This is a genomic window from Paenibacillus sp. FSL L8-0641 (assembly GCF_038006265.1).
Classification (GTDB): Bacteria; Bacillota; Bacilli; order Paenibacillales; family Paenibacillaceae; genus Paenibacillus; species Paenibacillus polymyxa_D.
In genome coordinates, this window is record NZ_JBBOUW010000001.1 from 1,111,855 (window position 1) to 1,132,880 (window position 21,026).

Here is a 21,026-nt window from a genome sequence, read left to right on the forward strand (position 1 = left end):
GTACAAAGTCTTATTTTTTAAGATTTTAGTGTATTACAGCATTATGAATTTTGGTCATAAAGGGTGATGGAGTAATGATAAGGAACCTATTAAAATAAATATACGAACAAACATTCGTTTTCGATTTCGTTAACGGTGTTTTAAATGGGTCAAAAAATTCAGCTGACAACGGGTCAAAAGCGTGAATAAAAAGGAAGGGGAACGACATGAAGCTGCTTGTAACTGTAAAAAGTCTGGGAAAACGCAAGCCCGCACTCGCACGACAGGAAATAGAACTGAGTCCTGCTCCAAAAACATTGCGAGATTTGATTACTGCAACCGTTGCTTTGAATGTTCAAAAGCTGCGGGATAAGCAGGAGAGTGTCGCGCTGATTCCATTCCTCACGGGAGAGGAAGTTGAGGCACAAGGCGAGATAGGCAAAGTAGGATTCGGTTCTGTATATAATGATGGTGTCCCGGATATTAAGGATGCTGTGAACACAGCGATGCAGGCTTTTGAAGATGGTTTATACAGAGTTTTTGTGTGTGACGAGGAAACTATTGAACTGGATGCTCCTTTGGCACTTAAGGATGGGAATGAAATTGTATTTATACGCTTCACAATGCTGGCTGGAGGCCTATGGTAGAGGGGGAAATGAAATATGCATCGAGAGAACAATGAGCAAGAATATTTCACCACACTGAAGGAGCGCGCGGCGCAACTGGAGGGACAACAACAGGAGTTGGCTCAGTATGTTGTGGAACTGAGTAAGCTTCATTACATACAGGAGAACGAGGAGCCATTTAACGAATGTCAGCGAATATTAAAAGAACGGGCGACAGAAAGCGGAGAACCGCTGTTTAAGCCACTGACAGAGGTATTGCGTGCTCTAATTGGACAAACAGCGGGCGATGTATTCACACATCTAACAGAGCATGTTACTGAATATCCATACAGCACCGGGTATGCGCGAAAGCCGTTTCGTACTTCGGATATTACGGCCCATACTTCCCGGATTTATAAAAGAATGGTGCAGTTGATCCGAATGGACTGTATCGGATTCTCTATAATGGATTATTTAACGAAAAAAGATTATGAATCAGGTAGGGATTACCGGATTCAGGAAACGATTGGTGATTGGATTGCTTACGAGCTAGACAACGGCAATTCACAGGTGCTTGAGGCGCTAAAAGCTATTATTTATGGGGATAATCAGGCGGCGTTACTTACACGCAATATGATTAAAGGCATGCTCCTGAGTCATCAGGAGGAGAATTATCGCATGATCGGAGAGCTCCTGGCAGCTGCCAAACTCCAAGAGGGATTGCGCCAAAGTATTGTGGAACAAATGGATGAAGGAACCCCGGAGGCTCTAATATATCTGTTAAAGTTGATCATCGACCAAAGCTTCATTCGTTACAGCTCGGTAGTGCGGGCGCTTGCAGTATGGACGGGAATGGGCTTGGAATCCGCCAATCAACGGGTCGTTCGCCAACTGATCGAGCAGGCATATGAAGCATTGACTCGTAGTGAACTGCGCCAGGAATGGCTGACCAGCTCAAATGCTAATGAAGTGTATATGAGTTTGTGGGCTACCGCAGTACATGAGGAACGTGATCTGTATGGACAGGTTCGGAAACTCATGGAGCAGGGAGCAACTTACCAGAAGATCGTAGCACTGTATGTACTGTCTAACAGTGACAACAAGGATGTGCGCCTCGGAATTGCGAGAGAATATCTGGATGAAACAGATCCGGAGCTTCAATATTGGATTCTGACGAACTATACAAGCAATTATTTTTATGAATGGATAGAAGGCGGGACCGTCGCGGATCGGATCGTTAAAGTGGTGCGCACTCCTTTGCTGGAGAGCAAAGAGGAGCGGCGTAAGGATTTTGAACGACTTCATAACCTGTTTGTACATATAAAAAAGGGTGAGTCCACCGAGCCCTCCAAGGTGCTAGATTTTGTAAATCTGTATCACCGCTCAGATGCACCTATTCAAAAAATGCTATATCTCGCTGGCTATGATATGGACGCTTCTTGGATTGGGGAAATCATAGCCTTAAAGGAACAGATTAGCCCTAATCTGCGTGGCGAACTGTTGAACCATTTTGTGCAAAATCCTGAGGATACGGTACAGCGTGATTTTATTTTTTCCAGTTTGTCGGACAAAAGTATGAGTATCCGTGAGTTCGCTGTGGCCAAGGCGCGTAAGCTGACGCTGTCGGAACCAGAAATGCAACAAATGGAAGCCTTACTAAAGCTCAAGACGGGCTCATTGCGACAAAGTGTCATTGGTGTGTTGCTCTCACAATCGGAAGAGCCGCTCGCTGGCTCATTGGAACGCTTGCTGCGTGCTAAGGCGGAGCTGCAACGATTGGGTGGACTTGAGGTATTGACGAAGATATATGCAGACCCGGATCGTGCCGAACAGTATGAAAGCCTGCGGGCTTTGGCGGATATCATTCAGCAACCTACCGCTAAAGAGGAGCAACTGTTGTCCAAGCTGGGACAGGAGGATGCTTATACAGGGGCTAACGGTTTTGGCCTGTACGATCCGAATGTCAAGGAAGCTTGGTTGGAAGAGAAAGTGGATCTGGGTGATTTTAGATTGGCCGATGTTTTTGTTAGTCCATTGGAGAAGCTCAAGCAGTTTTTGACTGGACTGGATGAGCTTGTTCATCATCATCGTGATGTGGAATATACAGCGGAATATTATTCAGGCTACAAAGATACATTGCTTATTGGGACGAACCTTCGTCCTCTACGGCTGGTTCAGGTCGATGAAGAAGTAGATTCCAGGCTGTCTTTATATCCTCTTTACGAGGAGTGGGACCGTTATTTGCAGGAAAGCGGCATAGAAGCACGTGAACTGCTGGAGCTTGTTTTTTATGACCGATTGGAGCCTATGGACCGAACGCTGGATCGCTACTATCGATACTTTTCTTTTAAAATGGACTATTCAGAGCTAAGCAAGCACAAGCTGCTGGAAGGATGGCGTAAAGATTTCGCCGAGCAAATGTATCCTGTGGATCGGATTAACGAGGTTCAAAGATGGATGGCAGAGCTGACCTACTCCGATCAGGTAAGCACATTAATCAATGCTTATTTTATGGACACATCCGGTGAGCAAACATTTGACGTAATTGACCTTGCTTTAAATTCACTAATGCAAAGCATGCCTAAGGATAGACCAGCAGAGGATATGGGAATGTTTCATCTCTTGTCCGGCCCGTGGGTGGCACTGGAGAAGGGGCAGGTCCATGACGATGAGTCCTTTAAGCGCTTTTTCCATACTTTTGTGAACTACGCAGAACTGCCAGGAGCGGAAAATCGTTTTTATTCTCCGCTGGATCTGGAGGATTATTTCAAAGCCTATGAAAAAGGGTTGATCGGTGTAGGGGAAGTATATCGGGAACTGCTGGCCGGTAGTGAAAGCAGAAGACATATGAGTACCTTAACCAATGTCCGCAATACATGGATTTCTAGCAACCCAGAATTTTTGGAGATACGCCGTACGGTTATTGATCGACTGTTAGAGGTTGAATTGGTTCGAGGCGATTTGCCTACCGAGGCTACGCCAAAGGTTATGGGCTTGAACCGGATTGAAGGCATGGATTATTTTATCCGTATTCTGGAGGGTCTCGACAAGGAAACATTCGTGCGTGGTTATGTGTACGGTTACGGTGATCGTATTACCAAAAAGGAATCGTTCAGTCACTTGCTCAAGGCATGTTATCCGAATGATGGCGAGGATGCCACGTTGCTCAAGGAAAAGTTAAAGGACACTAAAATTACAGATAAACGTCTGCTGGAGGCGGCAATGTATGCCCCGCAGTGGATTGAGATTGTAGCGGGTTATCTCGGATGGGAAGGACTTCGCAGTGCGGCATGGTATTTCCATGCGCATATCAATGAAGGTTTTTCGGCCGAGAAGGAAACGATTGTAGCTCATTACTCGCCGATTGCTCCGCAAGATTTTAATGATGGTGCCTTCGATATTCACTGGTTTCATGAGGCTTATGAGACGTTGGGCGAGGAACGTTTTGATCTGCTGTACGATTGTGCCAAGTATATTTCGGCTGGAGCCAATCATCGTCGATCCCAGTTGTTTGCGGATGCGACGCTGGGTAAGCTCAAACGGAGTGAAATGGAAAAATCAGTGGAAGACAAGCGAAACAAAGACCATTTGCTGACCTACAGTTTGATTCCACTTGCTCAGCCACCTGAACCAGATGTACGCGAACGTTATGATTTTATCCAAAGGTTTCTGGAACAAAGCAAAAAATTTGGGGCACAGCGTAAGGCCAGTGAGGCACTGGTTTCGCGGATTGCGCTCGGGAATTTGGCGCGTAACGCAGGTTATGATGACGTAACCCGTCTCGTCTGGGACATGGAGGCTCGCAAGCTGGATGATCTCCGGTCTTATTTTGAGCCACATGCTTTGGACGAGGCTACAACGGTGCAGCTCGTCATTGATGATGAAGGAGCGGCAGATATTGAAATTGTAAGCAAAGGCAAGACGCTGAAATCCATTCCGGCTCGTTTCAAGAAGGATGAGTATATCACGGCATTGAAGGAGCTTAAAGGAGATCTGGTGGATCAGTATCGCAGAGCTCGGAAGGAATTGGAGCGCTCTATGGAGTCTGGCACGACCTTTATGGTGAAGGAATTGAGAGGATTGCTGGGTAATCCTGTGCTTGCTCCGTTGGTGCGGACACTGGTTTTCAAGGCTGGCGAGCACCTCGGATATTTTAATGGGGATACGTTGGTGTTGACTGATCCTTCTGCTGAACAGCATTCTATAGGAGAAGAGGATAAGCTGATTATCGCTCACCCCCTTCACTTGTTCGAAAGTGGCCGTTGGAGCGACTTCCAGAAGGACTTATTCGACCGTCAGATACGCCAGCCATTTAAGCAGGTGTTCCGTGAGCTGTACCTGCTGAATGCTGATGAACGTGCCAACGCGACCGTTTCCCGTCGATATGCGGGACACCAGGTACAGCCGAATAAGACGGTATCCCTATTGAAAGGTCGCCAATGGACGGTCAGCTATGAGGATGGACTCCAGAAGGTGTACTATGCTGAGAATCTGATTGCCAACCTGTATGCCATGGCGGACTGGTTCTCACCAGCAGATACCGAGGCTCCTACGCTGGAGACCGTGCAGTTCTTTGATCGGACAACGTATAAGAGCGTACCGTTGGACGAAGTTCCTCCTGTTCTGTTCTCCGAAGTTATGCGGGACGTGGATCTGGTCGTCAGTGTTGCCCATGTAGGCGGCGTTGATCCAGAGGCCAGTCTGACGACGATTGAAATGCGTAGGGTCATTGTGCAGGAATCACTTCGCCTGCTGAAAATTAGCAATGTACGCGTGGATGGGGATTATGCACGTGTAGATGGGACTCTTGGCGAATATGCTGTGCATTTGGGAAGCGGGGGTGTCTATAAGCAAGCGAAGGGAGCGCTGCATATTATTCCGGTGCATTCGCAGCATCGTGGACGCATCTTCCTGCCGTTTCTGGACGAAGACCCAAGAACAGCCGAGATTTTATCTAAAATAGTGTTGTTGGCCGAGGATCAGAAGATCAAGGACCCGCAAATTCTTACACAGCTTCAAGCGTAGAATAGAATTCTGATGTATATAGATTTATAATGAACTCAACGTTCGCATCTAGACAATGGTTTCAAATCCTCGACTGTGTAGGTGGAAACTTAGTTTAGTTGCGGAGGTTGAGTTATTTAATATTGAGCGTTTATCAAGCACGAATAAGGAGATATGGGTAATATTTTAGGTTCTGTGGTTTGATGGAAATCTAACAGTATATCAATTAACAATCATAGGAGAACATAACGATGTTTAAAAGTATCTTTCTAAAAGAGTACTCAACCGAGTATCAATCACAAGTTGTCGATTTAATTTTACATATTCAAAAAGATGAATATAATATCGCCATAACCAAAGAAGATCAGCCAGATTTGCTTGATATTGAAAACTTTTATCAGCGTGGCAACGGCAACTTCTGGGTGGCTCTTCGTGAAGGAACCGTAGTGGGGACTGTAGCTTTGTTAGATGCTGGGGACCGTAAGGCAGCACTCAGAAAGATGTTTGTAAAACAAAACTATAGAGGTAAAACATTCAATGTTTCGAATCAATTATTGCATCATGCCATAGGATGGGCTAAGGAAAGGTCTATTGAAGAAATCTATCTTGGAACAACACCACAATTCGTAGCAGCTCATCGATTTTATGAGAAGAATGGATTTGTTAGTGTAGATCCAGGAGAATTGCCGATTGGTTTTCCAGTCATGAAAGTGGATAAAAAGTTTTACAGATACATCATTCAATAAAATGATCCTGAACCAAGACGATGCTGAGGGAAATTCCAGTTCAAAATGTGTGACTTAGTGGCCGCCGTGTCGTCTTGCTGCCAAGCCGCAATATAAACTATCGCTGAGCAGGAATTTCTTTTGTTTAGGACAGGCGTTTGCTAGAATAAAAGGGTATGTTGTAAGTCAACGTTAACCAAATTGCTGGGAGGGACACAAGTATGAGCAAAAAGATTAAATGGGGAATTGTCGGCACAGGCTGGATCTCAGATCAATTTGTGGCGGATTTGGCGCATGTTACGAATGGAGAAGGGTATGCCGTTGGATCACGTACTATTGAAAGCGCTACCGAATTTGCAGCTAAGCATCAAATATCACGAGCTTACGGGAGCTATGAGGAATTAGCACAAGATCCCGAGGTAGATGCTATTTACGTAGGGACTCCTCATCCTTTTCATAAAGAAAATGTTCTGACGGCTCTTCGGGCGGGCAAAGCGGTCTTGTGTGAGAAACCCTTCACCGTCAATAGTAAAGAATTGGAGGAACTAATCGGCTTTGCACGTGAGCGTAAGCTATTCCTGATGGAAGCAATGTGGACACGTTTTTTGCCTCCGATTCGCCAAGTGCAGGAGTGGATACATGCGGGACACATTGGCGAGGTAAAGCTGGTTAAGGCAGAATTTGGTTTTCGGGTAGATTGGAACCCGGAGGGCCGGCTTTTGAACCTTGAGCTGGGCGGAGGTGCTCTGTTAGATGCAGGAATTTATCCGGTTTCTTTTGCTTCAATGGTCTTCGGTCCTGAACCTGAGCATGTATGGAGCACTGCTCATATCGGGGAGACAGGCGTTGACGAGACATTTTCGATCTTGCTGGATTATGGACAAGGACGCACGGCTATGCTTAACGGGGCAGTCCGTCTCGGATTGACGAATGAGGCATACATCCATGGAACCAAGGGCTATATTCACATTCCGTCATTCCTAAACAGCACATCGGCTACTTTAGTTGTGGACGGTGAAGAGGCACAACACTTTCAGGATGACCGATCCTCTACAGGCTATGCCTTTGAAGCAGAAGAAGTCGGGCGTTGCTTGAACGAAGGTTTGCTCGAAAGTTCTACTATTTCTTTAGATGAATCATTAGGAATTATGAAACTGATGGATCAGATTCGTTCACAGTGGGGACTTCGGTATCCGTTTGAATAATCATATTCATTCCAGGGACCTTTCAGGTTCTCTGGAATTTTTTTTGTTTGTGAGCGTTATTTTTGTATACATAAGTCTTTCCAATTCCCAAATAGCGACTTTGGTCGCACGCTAGGTAACGCCATATGAGTAAGTCAAGAGTGGGACATATGAATCATTTTTTGTGATTTAAATTAGTTAAAAAACCGTCATTAAAAAGTTACAAAAGTGTAATTTATTCATCAGTTAACTGAATTGTGAACGCTCTCTTTTTATGAAAAAGAATGAAGGTCCTAGTATTGAATTTCCAAAAACTTTCAATGAAATTTCCAAAAATGTGCGGTAGGGTGGTTAACGTGTCACTTGAGCCATTGCGGCTTTTGCTGACTTGCTTGCTTATCCCGTGGCTCTGGATTCTTGTCGGAGCTCGCAGGATCGAGAGCCTTTGCAAGCCTGTGAGCGTTGAATAGGCATTCACCTCATGACCTAACATCAAGGAGGAATTACAAACGTGAAAGTGAAATCAACATGGTTGTTCCGTATGGTGATGATGACAGTGATCGCGGCTGTCGTGATCGGACCTATGAATATTGCAGGAGCGGCAGGAAGCCGGACAGATCGGTCTTGGATGAACACGAGCCTGTCGGCTGAGAAACGGACAGCGCTGCTGCTACAGGAAATGACGCTGGAAGAAAAAATAGATTTGGTGACTGGTAAGGTCAACAATTACTATGGATTCTATAATAATTCGATGGAGCGGTTGGGCATTCCGGCGCTGACGATGGCAGATGGACCTGCAGGTGTACGTATCGCTAATCCGGATGTGCAGGACAAGCAATCGACTGCGTTGCCTGCTCCAATTGCGCTGGCTGCAACGTGGGATACCCAAGCTGCCAAACAGTATGGGGATTTGCTCGGAGACGAGGCTTTTAATACAACTCATAATGTGGTGCTTGGACCCGGGATGGATATTGCCCGTATTCCATGGGGATCGCGAAACTTTGAATCTATGGGCGAGGACCCGCTGCTGCAATCTCAAATGGCGACCGCTTATGTCAAAGGTATACAAAGTCATCCTGTTCTGGCGACTGCGAAACATTATCTGATGAATAATCAGGAGACAGAGCGTTTCACAACAAATGTCAAAGTCAGTGACCGTGCGCTGCATGAAATTTACATACGTCCGTTTCAGGAGGCTATTGCCAAGGCAGACTTGGGCGGAGCTATGTGCTCCTTTAACAAGGTCAATGGCGAATCGGCATGTGAGAACAAGACCATCATGACAGATCTCTTGAAAAAGGAAATGCAATTCAAGGGCTTCGTGATGAGTGATTACGGCGCGAACCTGAGTACAGTCGAATCGGCAAATAGTGGCTTGGATCTGGAAACACCGGGGACTCCTTATGGAAAATGGGGAGATCAGCTGCTGGCTGCTGTCAAGAATGGTAAGGTAAGTGAAAAAACGATTGATGATAAGGCTGGGCGCATTCTGGTGCAAATGTTCAGCAAAGGTTTATTTGATCACCCGGCTCAAAATAACCAAATTGATGCCCATGACCATGGCAAGACAGCCCGTCAATTGGCTGAGGAAAGTATGGTACTGCTTCAAAATAAAAACAATGCATTGCCATTGTCTAAAGATAAACTCAAGTCTATTGCTGTGATTGGCCCCGATGCAGATAACGGCACTGTGGCAGGCGGAGGCAGTTCGCTGGTGAATCCGACGTATACCGTGAGTCCGTTAGAGGGCATCCGCAATCGTGTCGGCAAAGGAGTTACCGTCCAATATGCACCGGGCACAGACCCGATCTCCGCAGGAGACATTATGCCAGGGCCATCTGCTGTTCCGTCTTCACTGTTGACTACATCTGATGAGAAAGAGGATATCAGTGTTGGATATGCGACTTATGGAGATGGCGAACAGGGACTTCGAGGCGAATACTGGAAGAATAACAAGATGGAAGGCAATCCGATTCTTGTACGCAATGATGACCAAGTCAATATGAACCTTGGATTTTATAATTATCAGGGCTTCAATGCAAAGTCTCCTAAAGTTCCAAATACACCAACGACACTGAACGGCTTGATATCTGCACGCTGGACAGGGGCAATTGCAGCTCCCAAGGATGGTGACTATGCATTGTCATTAACCAGTTTGGGATCAAGCAAGCTGTATCTCGACGATAAGCTTTTCGTGGACAATCAAGGTGAAAAGCTGGGCACTACGAAGAAAAACATCTCCCTTAAAGCGGGTGAAAAGCACAAGATACGTATTGAATACCGCGCTGATTATCCGACCAATGGTCGGGATTCCGGTGGTATGGTTCGTCTGGGCTGGGAACCTCCGGCAGATACGTCAGATAAGCTGATTGACAACGCTGTGAAATTGGCGAAAAAATCGGATGTTGCGATTGTTGTTACGCGCACGTATGAGAGTGAGGGATATGTTGAGCGTTCCGATATGGAGCTCCCGAACAATCAGGATCGGCTGATCCGTGCGGTTGCGGCTGTAAATCCGAAAACCATTGTCGTACAAATGAGCGGCAGAGCCGTGCAAATGGATACATGGCAGGACAAAGTCCCTTCCATCGTACAAGCATGGTTTGCTGGACAAGAGCAAGGGAATGCTATAGCGCGCGTCTTATTTGGAGATGTAAATCCTTCGGGCAAGTTGCCGGTAACCTTCCCGGTTAACGAGCAGTCTACACCTGTATCCTCACCAGAGAAGTTTCCGGGTGTGAACGGTATAGGTGACTATTCAGATGGTATTTTTGTAGGCTATCGTGGGTATGAGAAATCGGGTATTCAACCGGCGTTCTCCTTTGGACACGGTTTATCCTATACAACATTCGGATATAGCGATCTGAAAACCAAACAGCATGCGAGTGGAAAAAAATCCGATCGCATGAGTTCCGTCGAAGTTTCGCTCAAATTGAAGAACACCGGCAAAACAGCCGGAGCTGAGGTTGTACAGGTGTACAGCGGTAAGCTTCCGACAAACGTAGAGACTCCATCCCGTCAACTGGCAGGCTGGTCCAAGGTAGAATTAAAGCCGGGTCAAGAGAAGAAGGTTCGCATTGAGCTCGACCCGAAAGCTTTCTCTTATTGGGATGAAAAGTCCAAAGCATGGGTTATGCCGGCGGGTGAAGTGCCCATGTATGTGGGTAGCTCCTCACAGGATTTACGACTGACAGGAAGTGTTACGATTCCGGCTACCTCTACAGCAAAGGCAAAAAAGTAAATCCCGTTACATTTGTTTTAAAATGGTTATATTCAAGAGAGCACGGGCACAAGCACCGGCTCTCTTTTTGCTATCGGTATGTAAACGTCTAACAGGTATGCAAAGGGAAACCCAAGTGAAAGCTGAAATAGTAGAGAGAGTGGGGACAGGCTAGTGATGGGGAGAGGAGGATATTAGATGAAGAAACTCCAAAAGCAACGACGTACTGACATCTGGCTGCTTATAGCTGTAGTAGCCATTTTGATCTGTGCGGTCCTGGCCAGTATGGCTATACGGAATGTTCCGGGGCCGAAAGCAGAAAATAATGTCAACATGTGGCTAACAACACCCGATCCGGCGAATCGTCTAACACAACAAGCCCCGATCCGTTGGGATAAGAATGATAAGGATAGCAGTAAAGAAAAGGCTGCGAATGCGGATACACTGACGATTGAGATTAAGCCAGATATTCGTTACCAGACGATGGAAGGGTTTGGCGCAGCGGTGTCCGGTTCGTCCGCTTACCTGATGAATCATGGCATGTCTGCCAATCAGCGTGATCAGCTGCTAAATGATTTGTTTACAGCCAGTGGCATTCAACTCAGTTATATTCGCCATACCATTGGAGCATCGGATTATTCCGTAGATGAACAGGGGCAGCCTGGCAGCTATACCTATGACGATGTGGCAACAGGCAAGGACTATGAGCTGAATCATTTCTCCATCGCTAAGGATCGGGATGTAATCGACGTGCTGAAGCAAATCTTGAGAAGAAACCAGGATTTAAAGATTATGGGGACCCCGTGGACAGCTCCACCCTGGATGAAATATGGGGAGCAGATTTATAACGGCTGGTATTTGGACTATACCGATCCGCGCGTCTACCAGGCTTATGCTGACTATTTTGTTCGTTACCTACAGGCTTATGCGAACGAAGGGATTCCGATTCAGGCGATTTCCATTCAAAATGAGCCAGAATTCACGACGTCCAAGTATCCCAGCATGAGTATGGGGGCAGCAGAACAGGCGAATTTTATTAAACAATATCTGGGCCCAACCCTAAATCGAAACCATTTATCTACTCAGATTATTGCCTTTGACCATAACTGGGATACAGGGAGTGAATATGCCAAGACCGTGTTAGGAGATGAACAAGCTCGAAACTATACGCATGGAACAGCCTTTCATTGCTACAAAGGAGAACCTACGGCGATGAAAGATGTGCATCATGCTTTTCCAGATAAGCCTGTATATATGACAGAATGTAGTGGGGGAGCGTGGAGTCCGGGCTTTGGAGATGATTTGAGCTGGGATATGTCCAAGCTGATCATTGGTGCACCCCGAAACTGGTCGCAAAATGTCCTCTTTTGGAATATCGCACTTGACCCGTCCGGGGGGCCGACCAATGGGGGGTGCACCAACTGTAGAGGTGTAGTGACCATCGACCCGTTAAGCGGTGCAGTTACGAAAAATGTGGAGTACTATGCGATTGGGCACGCCAGCAAATTTGTCCGTCCAGGTGCGGTACGTATTGATTCTACACATTATAGTGGAAGTATCGAAACGGTCGCCTACTGCAATCCGGACGGTACGCTTGTCCTGATTGCCGCCAATACAGGAGAGAACACAAAGACATTTAAGGTTCGGCAGGGAAATAAGGTTTTCAAATCTACCCTTCCATCCAAGTCCGCGGCTACCTTTCAATGGAATCCTACGGCTTTCTGACACGGCCTGTACATCAACGTTTTATAGAAGTTTTAGAGTGCTTAGCCCATCTGGCTGAGCGCTCTTTTTTCATTTGCTACAAAATCCAGACTGCGAAAAAAATAAAATTTTAATATTGTTCAGAATTGGTTCAGAGGCGGATGATAAGATCTTTTCACTAATAACAAGAATGAACCGTTTACGGGGGAGAGTCTGATGAATCAAGAAACAAATAAAGAATGGCAAAAAGTGCTGATGGTGACGTTGCTGGCAGGTATGGCATGGGGGCCCCAGCTTGTTCATGCGGAAACGAAAGGGGAGACGTCTGCGATTGTGACTAAAACCAGTACAGTCTCTTTTACAGATCAATCCACTATGTCATCCCAGGCATTACAGGCGGTGCAGGAGGCTGTGAAGCAAGGACTAATCACGGGTTATCCAGATGGTTCCTTCCGCCCAGATCAACCGTTAACGCGCAAGGAAATGGCAGCTTTGCTGGCTAATGCACTTAAGCTTGACGCTACGGAGCAAGCAGTAACTTTTAAGGATACGCAGGGGAGTTGGGCCGCTTCTTATATAGAAGCTGTGCGTGCGGCAGGTCTAATGACCGGAGATGAATCAGGTGCTTTCCGCCCGAATGCTGCGGTGAGCCGTGAGGAATTGGCAGCAATTCTGGTGAGAGCGATTGGAGGAACCCATGTTCAAGGCGGAGATGTTCAAGACATTTCTGATGGGGATCAGGTGAGTTCATGGGCCAAAAACAACGTAGAAGCAGCTCTCAAACTGGGGTTAATGGATACGCCGGATAATCGGTTTGACTCTAAAGTACAGGTAAAACGTCAAGATATCGCAGCCTTTCTGGTGAATGTGTTCCAATCGGGTGAACGGACGGGAATCCTTTCTCGTATCGACGGGGATATCGCTTATATGGATGGAAAGCCCTATTTGATCGGCCAGCAATTGAAGCAACTGTTCGGAGCGGACAATGTGCCGGCGCTTCAAGGGGCTACCCTGACCTATCAGGCATCGAACCGAAACGTAGCTGATCTGTCGGCGCTTCAAATTGTGCAAAGTGGTACGGCCCAACATCCGGTGACTTTATATAGCAAAGGGTCAGAATTTAAAGGCAAGTTAGCTATTGCAGCGGATTTTGTGCGAATTCAAGGAGCTACGTTACCTCAGGTAACCTTGATGCAGGGCGCCAAAAATGTAGAGATTCATGCAGACGTAAACGAAATGATCGTAGATACGCATGAGCCTATTCAGATCCAGGGAAGTGGTGTATGGCAGCAGCTTAAACTGAATTTTGCCGATACACAGGTACGTCTCGCCAATGGGATACAGACTGTACAGACCCGTCTTGCGGAGCGGGGAACAGAGACTCAAATTATACGTGATACCACGTTGGATGCATCTTCGGATACATCCTCAACAAGCACTAAAAAAAGTTCATCCGGTGGTGGCGGTGGCAGTTCTACAACGAATCCAACGCCAACACCAATACCAACACCTAATCATGTACCTGTCTCAGCTATAGTTCCTTCCGATCAATATGCCATTACGGGTTCCGGAGATACGCTAGTGGATTTGAAAAATGTGTTTTACGATGCCGATCAGGATGAGTTGTCGTATCATGCGGTCACTTCGGATGTATATGTAGCAGAAGCAGAAGTGGCAAATAAACAGCTTACTTTAAAACCTAAATCAGTAGGAAGCACACAGGTATTTGTTACGGCAGAGGATGGAAAAGGCGGCAAAGCGAGCGTGTTTTTCAACTATACAGTGACCAGCTCTACTTATGAGGAGGACATTAATCACAGTCCTGTCGCGAGCAACAGCCTAAATGACATTCCTTTGCTCTTAAATGAAGGTGGCAAGCAGATTAGTCTGTCTGACTTGTTTAATGACGAGGATGGCGATGCACTGACCTACACGGTGGAATCGGCTTCGCCAGAAGTGGCCACAGGAGAAGTTACAGGCGATCAGCTTATACTTACGCCGCTTCAAACTGGCACTAGTCTAATGACGATAACAGCCCATGACGGCAAGGGAGGCACAGCCTCGCTTCAATTTGCTGCTATGGTGAATGCGCCTTTGCCTGATCCGCAGTCTGAGAATCACATACCTGTGGCTTTGCCTCATTTGCCTATCGTAGTTACTAATGTGTTGCAGGACAAGCTGATGCTGTATCCAGGTTCGTTATTTATGGACCAGGATGGCGACACCTTGACGTATACCCTCACTTCCTCCAATCCCCAAGTAGGCAGTGTGGTGGAGAATGGAGAAGATTCATTTGTAGCACTGCATAACGCTGGTATTACGATGATTGAGATTTCGGCGAATGATGGCCGTGGGGGCGTTTCTTTCACTTCATTTATGCTCCAAGTTGAAGCTCCTCAACCCGTAAATCATCGTCCGGTAGTGACCCGTGTGCCTGAACCTCAATATTTGGACCCGGGAGATGGTCAGCAAATATTGCAGCTGAATGATATGTTCTCTGATGAGGATGGCGACACGTTGACCTATACTGTGGTGTCTTCTGATCCATTGGTGGCAGGGGGGCAGGTAGAAGGGAATACACTTTTCATACAACCGTTGCGTAATGGTGTGACGTTCCTTACGATGACAGCAAATGATAATCGTGGTGAAACGACATCTTTTACGATTCCAGTGATTGTTGAGAAAAGAGATTTGTTCATTTCCGAAGTCGTGTGGCAAGGCGAACCGGATTATCTGGACCAGGCGATTGAATTGTACAATCCGACCAACAGACCGTTGGAGAAAAATAAAATCTGGATTGAGCGATCCGACCAACCAGACCCGATTATCATAAATGCCAATGACGGAGATGTCATTATGCCTGGGCAAACCTTTGTAATTGCGAATGATTTGAGTTCGTTCGGATCGGAAGATTGGTATTATACCTTCCTGCAGTTACAACATAACAATTCGGAACCCGTTACGCTTAAGCTGTACTACAACAACGTGCTCATTGATATGGCAGTTATTGGTCAAGGGCAGGCCTTGGGACGGAACAGTGGTACGGTCATTGGTAATACAGATCCATATCAAGCTGGCGAATGGAATGTTGAGGGGACGAACTCCCCTGTTAATTTAGGTGACTTTATCGGTAGGGAGAGAATGACACCATGAAAAATAAGAAGTTAACCGCTCAGCTGGCAGCTGCATTGCTGCTGCTGAGCCCCTCGCTTCCTGCCGGAGCAGAGCAAGCTACCGTGATAGATGCGGCTTCCGTAGCCAATGGGCCGACAGGGAACAATACTGCCACCTGGACGGACGTACAGCAGCTTACAACACAGCAATTGGAACAACTGCAAAAAGCCCGTGAACTCGGGATTATCCAAGGCGACCCCGCCGGAACGCTCCGACCTGGGCAGAAGCTCACACGTCAGGAGCTAGCCGCACTGCTGGTCAAAGCGTTGCAGCTTCCGACGGGCAACCTGGACGGCGCTGCCTCCTTCACGGACGTGCCCGCCGATAGTTGGGGGCGCCCGGCTATAGAGGCAGCCCGTAAGGCCGGGCTGATGCAGGGCGACGCCAACGGACGCTTCCGTCCGAATGACCTGATCAGCGCCCAGGAACTGGTCGCGCTGTTGGTCAGGTCCGCTGGGACGGGGACGTCTGCGGGCACGCCCGCTAGCACAACCGACTCGCCGTCGGCACAGACGCTGCCGACGGCGTGGAAGGACGCCAGCCCGTGGGCGGCCCCGATGATTCGGGCGGCGCTGAATAACGGGCTGATGAGTGAATTTGGCGGAAATCTACACGCCAAAGACTCGGTAAGCCGCGTAGATGCGGCCAGCCTACTCGTATCTGCTTTGTTTCCACAGGAGCGTGCTTCGCAGCTCGAGGAAATGGACGGCAAGCAGATACGGATCAATGGCATGGCGTATGACGTGGCAGAGCCGCTGCGCGGCATTTTTCACGCGGATAATCAGACCGCGCTGCGCAACGCGGGCATTCGTTTCCATGCCACAGGCCGGACGGTGGACAAGGTGACTTGGTTGGAGCTTCGCAGCAGCGGGACTTCGGCTCGTGACGGCGAAGCGGAGTTCAGTGGCAACATTGTGCTGAACGGACACGGCTCCACGCTAAACGGAGATTTGGTGATCGCTGGTGATTTTACATCCGTACTGCACTTGAATGTGGAACAGCAGTTAACGGTGGATGCCCGGGTACAGCAGGATTTTTATGCACTGGATGTACAGGTGCAGGGACAGACCCATATTAATGGCGGAGATAACAATACAGTTGTATTTGATAGCTCAACGTTGACGCAAATGGATGTCACAAAGCCAGAAGTTCACGTTGTACTTAGTGGTACCGCAAGCGCGACGATCATGAACGTCCAATCCAGCGCAAGCATTGAGGTTAGCGCGAATGCTTCCTTGCCGCAGCTGAATGTTAATGAAGGGGCGAACAAAGTCAATCTTCAGGGAACGGTTCAGACCGTTCAGGTAAATGGCAGCCAGTCCGTCGAGATGACAGGTAATAGTACAATCCAACAGCTGACCGTCACAGGGACGGGGGCTTTGGAATTGAAAACGACAGGCAGTATTGAAAATATTCAAGTCAGCAACCCGGCAGCTAAGGTAAATGTGAGTGGAAATGTACAGGTTTCTGCGGTCACACTGGGTACCGGAGTAGCTTCCAACGCTGTTACGGGTCTAGCTGCGGCAAGTGTAACAGGTACGTCCTCATCTTCTGGAAGCTCATCCAGTTCAACCAGCAGCGCTAACCGTTCACCGGAAGTCGTAAATGCTTCAGTAGAGCGTGTAATTACAGAAGGCGCTGGTGAACAGTTGTACGATTTACGCCAATTCTTTACCGATCCTGATGGGGATACCTTGACCTTTTCGGCAGCTTCTCTTCAATCCGGCATCGTACGGGCGTCCGTATCGGGCAATACATTAAAGCTTACGCCAGTCAGTGTCGGAAAAGCATCCATCAGTGTATCAGCTAATGATGGACGGGGAAAAAGGGTGTCGTCTACCTTCAAAATCACCGTGAATGGCCAGCCAGTGTCTGCGGGTATACCAGATCAGGCCCTTACTGTGGGACAATCGGACTCGGTACTGCATTTGAATGATTATGTTCAGGACCCGGAAAATGCAAGCTTAACGTATCAGGTTACGGTTGATGATCCTGCTGTAGCGTCGGTGGTGCTTGCGGAGGATGAATTGCGTCTGAGTCCGCTTCGAGCGGGCAGTACGAGCGTTCATGTCACTGCCAATGACGGACAGCAAGGAGAGGATGGTAGCACAGGCCAAAAGCAGATTGATTTCAAGCTAACGGTTCAGGGCGCTCCTAACCATGCTCCACATGGACAAGCCCCTCAGCCGTTAACCGTCACATTGGGCCAGCCGGATATGACACTGGATCTTTCAACAATATTTACGGATGCAGATGGCGATCCACTGGTGTTCACAGCGATCAGTTCGGATGCTTCCATCGTACAGACTACCTTAATGAGAGCTCAGCTCTCTTTGCAGTCGCTGCAAGCGGGGAGTGTAAGTATTACCTTGACGGCAGACGACAGCAAGGGTGGAACAGATACAGTTACCTTGATTGTAACGGTTTTGCCCATACCTAACAGTAGCCCGGTAGTAACCCGTGCACCAGACGCTGTACATCTGATTTTAGGCAAGGCTGACGGAACTGTGGATCTGTCCACCATCTTTGCTGACCCGGACCATGACCCGATTCGTTATGAAATCAGTTCGTCTGATCCAGCCGTGGCAGATGCTACAGTTCAAAATGATCAGCTTGTCATTCATGGGTTGACTAGCGGCAATACCGTGATTACCATCACGGCTAAAGACGATAGAGGCGGAGAGATTAGCGCAGACCTACAGGTTCATCTATTGGAAAATGCGGTTATTACAGCGATCCCTGAGCAGTTGCTTCAATTGGGAGATGCTGCATCAGAACTGGATCTCTCACCGTTCTTATTGAACTGGGATCTAGCATCCCTGTCAGTGACAGCAGACACGTATGATCCAGGAATTGCTACGGCCCATATGAATGGTCAGAAACTACAGTTAAACCCAGTAAGTGTAGGGACCACGAGTGTAACACTCAGTGTGTATGATCAGTACGGACGTGCAGAGGGAGCGACGTTCCCGGTTACCGTCAGCATGCCTCAGCTAAATCAAGCTCCTCAAGTCGTAGCGGCTATAAACGAGCAGGTATTGACTCCCGGAGTTACACAGCAAAGAGATTATGATTTGCAACAGCTGTTCAGCGATGAGGATGGAGATGTGCTTCAGTTTACGGTCAGCTCCAGTGATCCGACATTGGTGAGTGCATCAATTAATGGCAGTATCTTAACGGTGGCTTCTGGAACAGGTAGCGGTCTTGCCGCTGTTACCATTACAGCCACGGATGGTCGGGGAGGTTCTGTGCAATACACGTTGAATACACGCAATGCCGAACTGGTTTCCGGGGGGATCACTCCGATAGGGGTTAAATACGGCTTGCCGCACAGAACCGTGGATCTGTCCAGTTATTTCCCAGGACAATCTAAATTCCTGGTATATAGAGGAACGCCATCATCGACATTCATCGGTCCTGTAGAACTCATGGGCACCTCCATTCCCCTTTCCCCCGAACCTTTACTGGTATGGGTGGTAGGAGCGGATGGAAGAGCTGTCGTATTTCAGGTCCAACAGGAACCACAGCAAGCGCCTGCTGTATATTTCTCGCAATATGTGGATGGCGGGGATGGAAGAATTGTTTTGCAATTGCATTATAACGGGAATGGAGATCCTTCCCATCGGGCAGACGGTTACTCACTGGAGTTTCATCAATGGATGAAGAAAACAAACCAAATGAAAGTTACCACTCTACCGATTAATCCGGTTTATCCTGCCATGCCATATATAATCATCGACACTATCTTTTATGATTTCATGGATATTACGAATGCTTGGTATTTCAATGATGAGGGCGATTTCTACAACCCGAACGAATTTAACACTGTTGCATACGTTTTAAAATACCAAGGACAAGTGGTGGATGTATTAGGAAATCCAAATTCACATGAACAGTTTACTCCACAAGGAGGAACGTTCGTCCGCAAGTCAGGAATATCCTATGGATCGTCTGCCTATAATCAGCCAGATGAGTGGAATGCGTTCCCGAAAGGGACCTTTCAATTTGTCGGCATTCATACACCATAAACGGTATGTTTGTCTGCGATCGCCTGTTTTTTGAAGACAGGTCATGAATTCTTAAAAAGGTGTAACCCATCAACTATGGAGGGTTACACCTTTTTATGTATCAACAAAGAGGTAATGATAAAAGAGATCATTTATAGCAGTGAGTGCAGTCACATAGACATATACAAAAACATGACTATAATGTACATATAGTTTAAATTTAGTCTTTTTGGGGCTGACGGTTCCACACACTTTACTCACAAAGGAGAGGATTCATCTCATGAGCATACATTTGGAATTGGATTCCTTATCCGTTGAAAGGCTAGAAATGGCCCTTTCAGGACGACCGGGAATGTTCAAGCTGTTTTATGACACCGAGGATTGTGGATGCAATGGCGTACTCGTCATTTTGGTTGTCACCGCGCCCAATGCAACTGATAAAGCAGTACAGTCTGAGCCTTATTCTTTTTGGGTAGATCAGCAGCAGGAACAGCAGTTCGATAGCAGAATGCGGCTTGAGGCAGACCCTAGTTACCCGTCGTTCAAGCTAAGTAGTGATGCCGGTATATTTAGTAGCAATGTTAGAATTCAAGATCGGCGCGCGAACTCGTCCGAGGAGTGATGTGCGGAGGTAATAGGAATTCATTAAGCACCAAAAAAGCAATTCTGATTTACACCAAGTTTCCAAAAGACGAACCTTGTTTAGCCAATATGGCAGAGGTTCGTTTTTTTGTGTTATATTCCAATCGTTCCACCCAAAAATGAAGTGTTTAGTGGCCTGCTCTGAAGTGGTACAATAACCTTTATGATAATCGGAGAAGGACGTTGAGAAGATGAAAAACTTGCTCGTTTCGGGCTATCGTGCCCATGAGCTGAATATTTTCAGTCAGAAGCACGAAGGCATTCCATATATTAAAAAGGCGATTGCAGGCAGGCTTATTCCCCTGATCGAAGAAGGGCTGGAATGGGTGATTACCCCTGGCCAATACGGGGTGGACTTGTGGGCCTGTGAGGTCGTTACTGCACTAAAACAGCAATATCCCCACCTAAAATGCTCTATTATGATGGCTTATCAAAATATGGAAGAAAAATGGAAGGAGGACAAAAAGGAATATTTTCAGCAGATTTGTGCCGAAGTTGACTATGTGGGAGTAGTCAGCCGTCAGCCCTATCAGGGAATATGGCAACTCAAGGCACGGGATGAACTCCTTTTCCGCAAAACAGACGGTTTATTGCTTGTTTACGATGAGGATGCCGGAGAGGGCAGCCCGCGTTTTATGAAGGAACTGGCATTGAAAAAACAACAGGCAGAGGGCTATCAGTATATCAGCATCAGCTCGGAGGATATCCAGAGCATCGCGGATGAAGAACGATTATTCATGGACCTCTGATTTTTAAAGCATTAGCCCGGATTTTTGAACAAA

At 47.2% G+C, this 21,026-nt stretch carries 10 protein-coding genes; all 10 read left to right on the forward strand.

Annotation, left to right across the window (positions count from 1 at the left end; all coding sequences use genetic code 11):
• The first annotated feature begins 206 nt into the window (after nucleotides 1-206).
• The 10 genes from MKY16_RS04960 to MKY16_RS05005 all read left to right on the forward strand — a co-directional run bounded on the left by MKY16_RS04960 (nucleotide 207) and on the right by MKY16_RS05005 (nucleotide 20,993).
• The gene (locus tag MKY16_RS04960; protein ID WP_165150009.1) at nucleotides 207-626 is read left to right on the forward strand and encodes a hypothetical protein; all 420 of its coding nucleotides are present in this window, start codon (nucleotides 207-209) and stop codon (nucleotides 624-626) included.
• Between the two features lie 15 nt (nucleotides 627-641).
• The gene (locus MKY16_RS04965; protein WP_340954393.1) at nucleotides 642-5,609 is read left to right on the forward strand and encodes a DUF4132 domain-containing protein; all 4,968 of its coding nucleotides are present in this window, start codon (nucleotides 642-644) and stop codon (nucleotides 5,607-5,609) included.
• Between the two features lie 230 nt (nucleotides 5,610-5,839).
• Nucleotides 5,840-6,334, forward strand: a complete 495-nt coding sequence (locus tag MKY16_RS04970; RefSeq protein ID WP_318628257.1) for a GNAT family N-acetyltransferase — start codon at nucleotides 5,840-5,842, stop codon at nucleotides 6,332-6,334.
• A gap of 200 nt (nucleotides 6,335-6,534) precedes the next feature.
• Entirely contained in the window at nucleotides 6,535-7,518 is a 984-nt protein-coding gene (locus tag MKY16_RS04975) for a Gfo/Idh/MocA family protein (RefSeq protein ID WP_029517581.1), read from the forward strand.
• A gap of 490 nt (nucleotides 7,519-8,008) precedes the next feature.
• On the forward strand, nucleotides 8,009-10,738 hold the full coding sequence (locus MKY16_RS04980) for a glycoside hydrolase family 3 C-terminal domain-containing protein (protein WP_340954396.1): 2,730 nt from the start codon (nucleotides 8,009-8,011) through the stop codon (nucleotides 10,736-10,738).
• A gap of 177 nt (nucleotides 10,739-10,915) precedes the next feature.
• Nucleotides 10,916-12,442, forward strand: a complete 1,527-nt coding sequence (locus MKY16_RS04985; protein ID WP_340954398.1) for a glycoside hydrolase family 30 protein — start codon at nucleotides 10,916-10,918, stop codon at nucleotides 12,440-12,442.
• A 195-nt stretch (nucleotides 12,443-12,637) separates the two neighbouring features.
• Nucleotides 12,638-15,574 carry an S-layer homology domain-containing protein gene (locus MKY16_RS04990; protein WP_340954400.1) on the forward strand — a complete coding sequence of 979 codons (2,937 nt, stop codon included), beginning with the start codon at nucleotides 12,638-12,640 and terminating at the stop codon, nucleotides 15,572-15,574.
• Nucleotides 15,571-19,623: an S-layer homology domain-containing protein gene (locus MKY16_RS04995; RefSeq protein WP_340954402.1), complete on the forward strand. Its 4,053-nt coding sequence runs from the start codon at nucleotides 15,571-15,573 to the stop codon at nucleotides 19,621-19,623. Before MKY16_RS04990 ends, MKY16_RS04995 begins: the two co-directional genes overlap by 4 nt.
• Nucleotides 19,624-19,882: 259 nt before the next feature.
• Entirely contained in the window at nucleotides 19,883-20,224 is a 342-nt protein-coding gene (locus MKY16_RS05000) for an iron-sulfur cluster biosynthesis family protein (RefSeq protein WP_029517576.1), read from the forward strand.
• Between the two features lie 211 nt (nucleotides 20,225-20,435).
• Nucleotides 20,436-20,993 (forward strand): SLOG family protein, encoded by a 558-nt coding sequence (locus MKY16_RS05005; RefSeq protein ID WP_039272489.1) that lies wholly within the window; start codon nucleotides 20,436-20,438, stop codon nucleotides 20,991-20,993.
• Nucleotides 20,994-21,026 lie beyond the last annotated feature (33 nt).